Annotated in this window: 4 protein-coding genes; all 4 read right to left on the reverse strand. The window is 64.0% G+C overall.

Annotated features, from left to right (window positions below):
* Nucleotides 1–969 (reverse strand): efflux RND transporter periplasmic adaptor subunit (locus ACRESD_RS06005; protein ID WP_431750087.1); only part of this gene is annotated, 969 nt, incomplete at its 3' end.
* Nucleotides 962–2,200 (reverse strand): TolC family protein, encoded by a 1,239-nt coding sequence (locus tag ACRESD_RS06010; RefSeq protein ID WP_431750088.1) that lies wholly within the window; start codon nt 2,198–2,200, stop codon nt 962–964. The genes ACRESD_RS06005 and ACRESD_RS06010, both read right to left, overlap by 8 nt.
* 95 nt (nt 2,201–2,295) lie before the next feature.
* A complete protein-coding gene (locus ACRESD_RS06015) occupies nt 2,296–2,634 on the reverse strand; it encodes a hypothetical protein (protein ID WP_431750089.1) in 339 nt (112 codons plus the stop codon).
* Between the two features lie 26 nt (nt 2,635–2,660).
* A partial coding sequence (locus ACRESD_RS06020) for a PLP-dependent aminotransferase family protein (RefSeq protein WP_431750090.1) occupies nt 2,661–3,659 on the reverse strand: 999 nt, incomplete at its 5' end.

A 3,659-nucleotide genomic window follows, 5' to 3' on the forward strand; every position in this document is an offset into this window, starting at 1 on the left:
CTGCACGACTGTTTGCCCGATGGTTTGCGCCAGGCTGACCTGCGCGGTCATGCCTGGCCGTAATATACCATCGGGGTTGGGCAGCTCGACACGTACTTGCACGGTGCGACTGTCCATGGCGGTGGCCGGCAAGATCGCAGTGACCGTGCCGGTGACGACGTTGCCCGGTAAACCGACAAAGCGGCTCTGCACGGTTTGCCCCACGTGCAACCCTGCGCCTTGAGCCTCGGGTACGGCGACCTGCAACCACACCCGATCCAGTCCATTGAGCCGAGCCAGGGTCTGCCCCGCCGCCACCGTCATGCCTTCACGCACCTCGAGGGTTTGCAATGCGCCGCTCAACGGGCTGGCAACCGTCAACACCGACTGCACCTGACCGCTGCGTTCCATCTGCGCGATCAAACCGGCGGGCATGCCACTCAGGCGCAGGCGTTGACGCGCGGCAGCGATCAAACCGCTGTCACCGTTGTGGCGCAGCGCCAGAAACTCTTCCTGAACCGCCGCCCACTCAGGCACCAGAATGTCTGCCAACGGCGCGCCGGTCTTGAGTACATCCCCCGGGGCCCGTGCGTAAACCCGCTCGACAAACCCCGCCGCCCGCGCCTGCACCACCGCCACATCACGGTCGTTGAAGGCCAACACGCCCGACACGTCCAGATTGGACGTCAGTACACCCCGGCTGACACTCGCCAGGCGCACGCCAATGTTCTGCGCCAAGCGCGGATCGATCTGCACCACCGACGTTGCCGCCGAGGCGCCTGCGTCGGCATAGCGCGGCACCAGTTGCATGTCCATGAACGGCGATTTGCCGGGCTTGTCGAACTTCTGCTGCGGGAACATCGGGTCGTACCAATACAGTGCCTGCTTGTCGTCTTTGACGGGAGCAACAGCGACCGGGTGCAACTGCGCCACCCCGTAGCCAACGCCTAGCCCCAGCAGCACGAGCGCTACGGCGATTCGATTATTCATTGGCAGGTTCCCCATAGGCGAAGTACAGCTGGGCGCCGACAAGGGCGCGCTGCTCGATGGCATCAATTTGTTTGAAACGGGCTTCGACCAGCTCACGGCGAGCGCTGACCACGCTCACCAAGTCCCCCTTGCCTGCCCGGTAACCGGCCAGGCTCAGACGGACTTTTTCCTCGGCGAGCGGCACCAGGCTGTTCTGGCTGCGCTGCACGGCGCGGTCCAGCCGTTGATAGTCGGCCAGGTCATCGTCGAGCAACTGGAGATGTTCACGGGTAGCGGCTTCGCGCTCAGCGTCGAGCTGGTCCAGTTCGGCCTGCTTGGCCGCGATGCCAGGGTTTTGCCGGCGCCCGGGGAAAATCGGCAAGTCGAAGGTGAACTGCACGTTGACCATGTCACCGAACTCACGACTGCGATGCCCATAGTCGACTTCCCAGCTCCAGTCCGAGGTCTTCTGTGCCTTGGCCTCCTGCAACCGCGCTTGCGCCTCACGAGTGCGCGGCACGTAGGCTTGCAACCGCGGGTGTTGATGCAGGTTGTGGTTCAGGCTACCGGTATCGAGCGTCCAGTTGGGCAACTGGCCGCTGGGGGCTTCGTTGGCGGCCGTGCCGATCCAGCGTTTGAGGGCGGCGCGGGCCTGGGCGCGTTGCTGGGTCAACTCATCTTCGCGCCCGTTGAGTTCCGCGGCTTCCTGCTTGGGGATGACTGCATCGGAAGCCTGACCACGACCGCCTGCCAGTTGCGCACGCACGGTGTCTTGCAACAGGCGGTTCTGTTGGTAGAACGCGGTGAACAGCACTTGCTTTTGCTCGACCGCATACGCGCGAATCCATGCCTGGGCGGTAGCCTGGCGCACATTCAGACGTTCGATGCGCCCCTCGGCTGCGGTGCGCTCGAGGGTTGCGTCAGCCAGTTCGACCCGGGCCTTGCGCTTGTCGCGGCTGGGCACCTGCTGTTGTATGCCGATCATCTGTTGCGTCATTCCATCGCCATTCAATGTGCCGCGATTGGGCCCGCCAATGGGGAAATTTTGCAGGCCCACCACCAGCTTTGGGTCCGGCAGTTCGCCGGCCGGGATAGCCGATTGAGTGGCGGCTTGCAGCTTGGCCGACTCTGCCGCCAGCGACGGTGCGGTGTTTTGCGCCAGGCGCAAGGCGTCATCCAGGGTCAGCGCGCTCGCCAACGCCGGCCACGCCAGCACGCCCACCACCAGGGCGCGCATGTAGAGGGAATTCATGGTGAAGGTTCCTGATCTGTTCCACTGCGCGCCGCTTTATGCGGCCCACAGCAAGGCCGTCCCGGTCAGGGACGCGTCTTCAGGTGCAACAGGAATCAGGAACGGGGTGGGCGCCAGACGCCAGGCGGCGTGCGGTCGGGGATGAAGTCGGAGGCGCCATTGAGGGCTAACGGATGGGCTAGGGTCAACGGAGCCTTGAGCACTGGCATCGACAATTGCAGCATGCCGCCGGTCTTGCATTCCTGGCCAGGTTTGCACGCCTTGCCATGGTCGACGCCGTCCTGGCAACAGTCGGGCGACATGTCGCTCATCATCGGCATGTCTGACATCTTCATCGGGCACGGCTCGGTGCTCGACGGCACACCCGCCATCCCGGTGAGGGGAAGCGTGAGGCTCAGCAGCATGACGAAGATGACACGTAGAAGGCGGCTCATGGGGCGCGAGTCTAGCCAAGCCGGGGTTAAGCCGCCATTAACAATTGCGTGAGAACTCGGCTGTGGAAACGGATCTGTGCCAGGGTCAGGGCGGTGTAGCCGATGATCACTGCCGGTGGTAGGCGTGTCTCAACGCAAAACTTGCCCAACGGTTGCAACATCAACCCAACAGCGGCGGCACGTTGGCAGAAATCCTCCTCCGCCATATCCGCCGGCAACCACAGCACAAAGTGCAACCCAGCCTGCTGGCCACTCACACAGCAGTTATCCGGCAGGCACGCGAGCAAGGCATCACGCCGCGCCTGATACGCCTGGCGCGAAGCACGCAGATGACGCACGAAAGCACCACTGCCGAGGAACTCCAGCAACCCGACCTGATCCGTGGCCCCTACCGAATGCCCGGTGAGTTGCAGGGTGCGCAACAACGCAGGACGCAAGGCTTTGGGCACCACCATGAAGCCCACGCGTAAACCGGGAAACAGATTTTTGTTGAAGCTGCCGCAGTAAAGCACCCGGTCGCCGGAATCCAGGGACTTGAGCGCCGCCAGGGGCGCGCTGTTGTAGTTGTATTCGCTGTCGTAGTCGTCTTCGATCACCCAGGCGTCGGCACGGGCGGCCCAGTCCAGCAGCGCCAGGCGCCGTGAGACCGACAGGGTCATGCCCAGGGGGGCCTGGTGCGCCGGGGTGACGTAGGCCAGGCGTGCAGTGCCCGGCAGTTGATCGGTATCCAAACCCTCCGCCGTCACCGGGATGCTCTGAACCCGCGCTCCGGCCAGACTGAACAGGCGACGTGCGGGTTTATAGCCGGGGTCTTCAATGCAGGCCGTATCGCCAGGTTTGAGCAGCGTGCGGGCGATCAGGTCGAGGGCGTGGCGAATGCCAGTGGTGACGATCACCTCGTCGGCCTCGCATTGCATGCCGCGATAGCTGCGCAGGTAGTCGGCGATCTGCTCACGCAAGGCTGGCAACCCGGCCAGATGCGCAGCCTCCAGCACGCCGGGGCCTACGCTCAACAAGCCACGGGA

Source organism: Pseudomonas sp., assembly GCF_050739995.1.
GTDB lineage: Bacteria > Pseudomonadota > Gammaproteobacteria > Pseudomonadales > Pseudomonadaceae > Aquipseudomonas.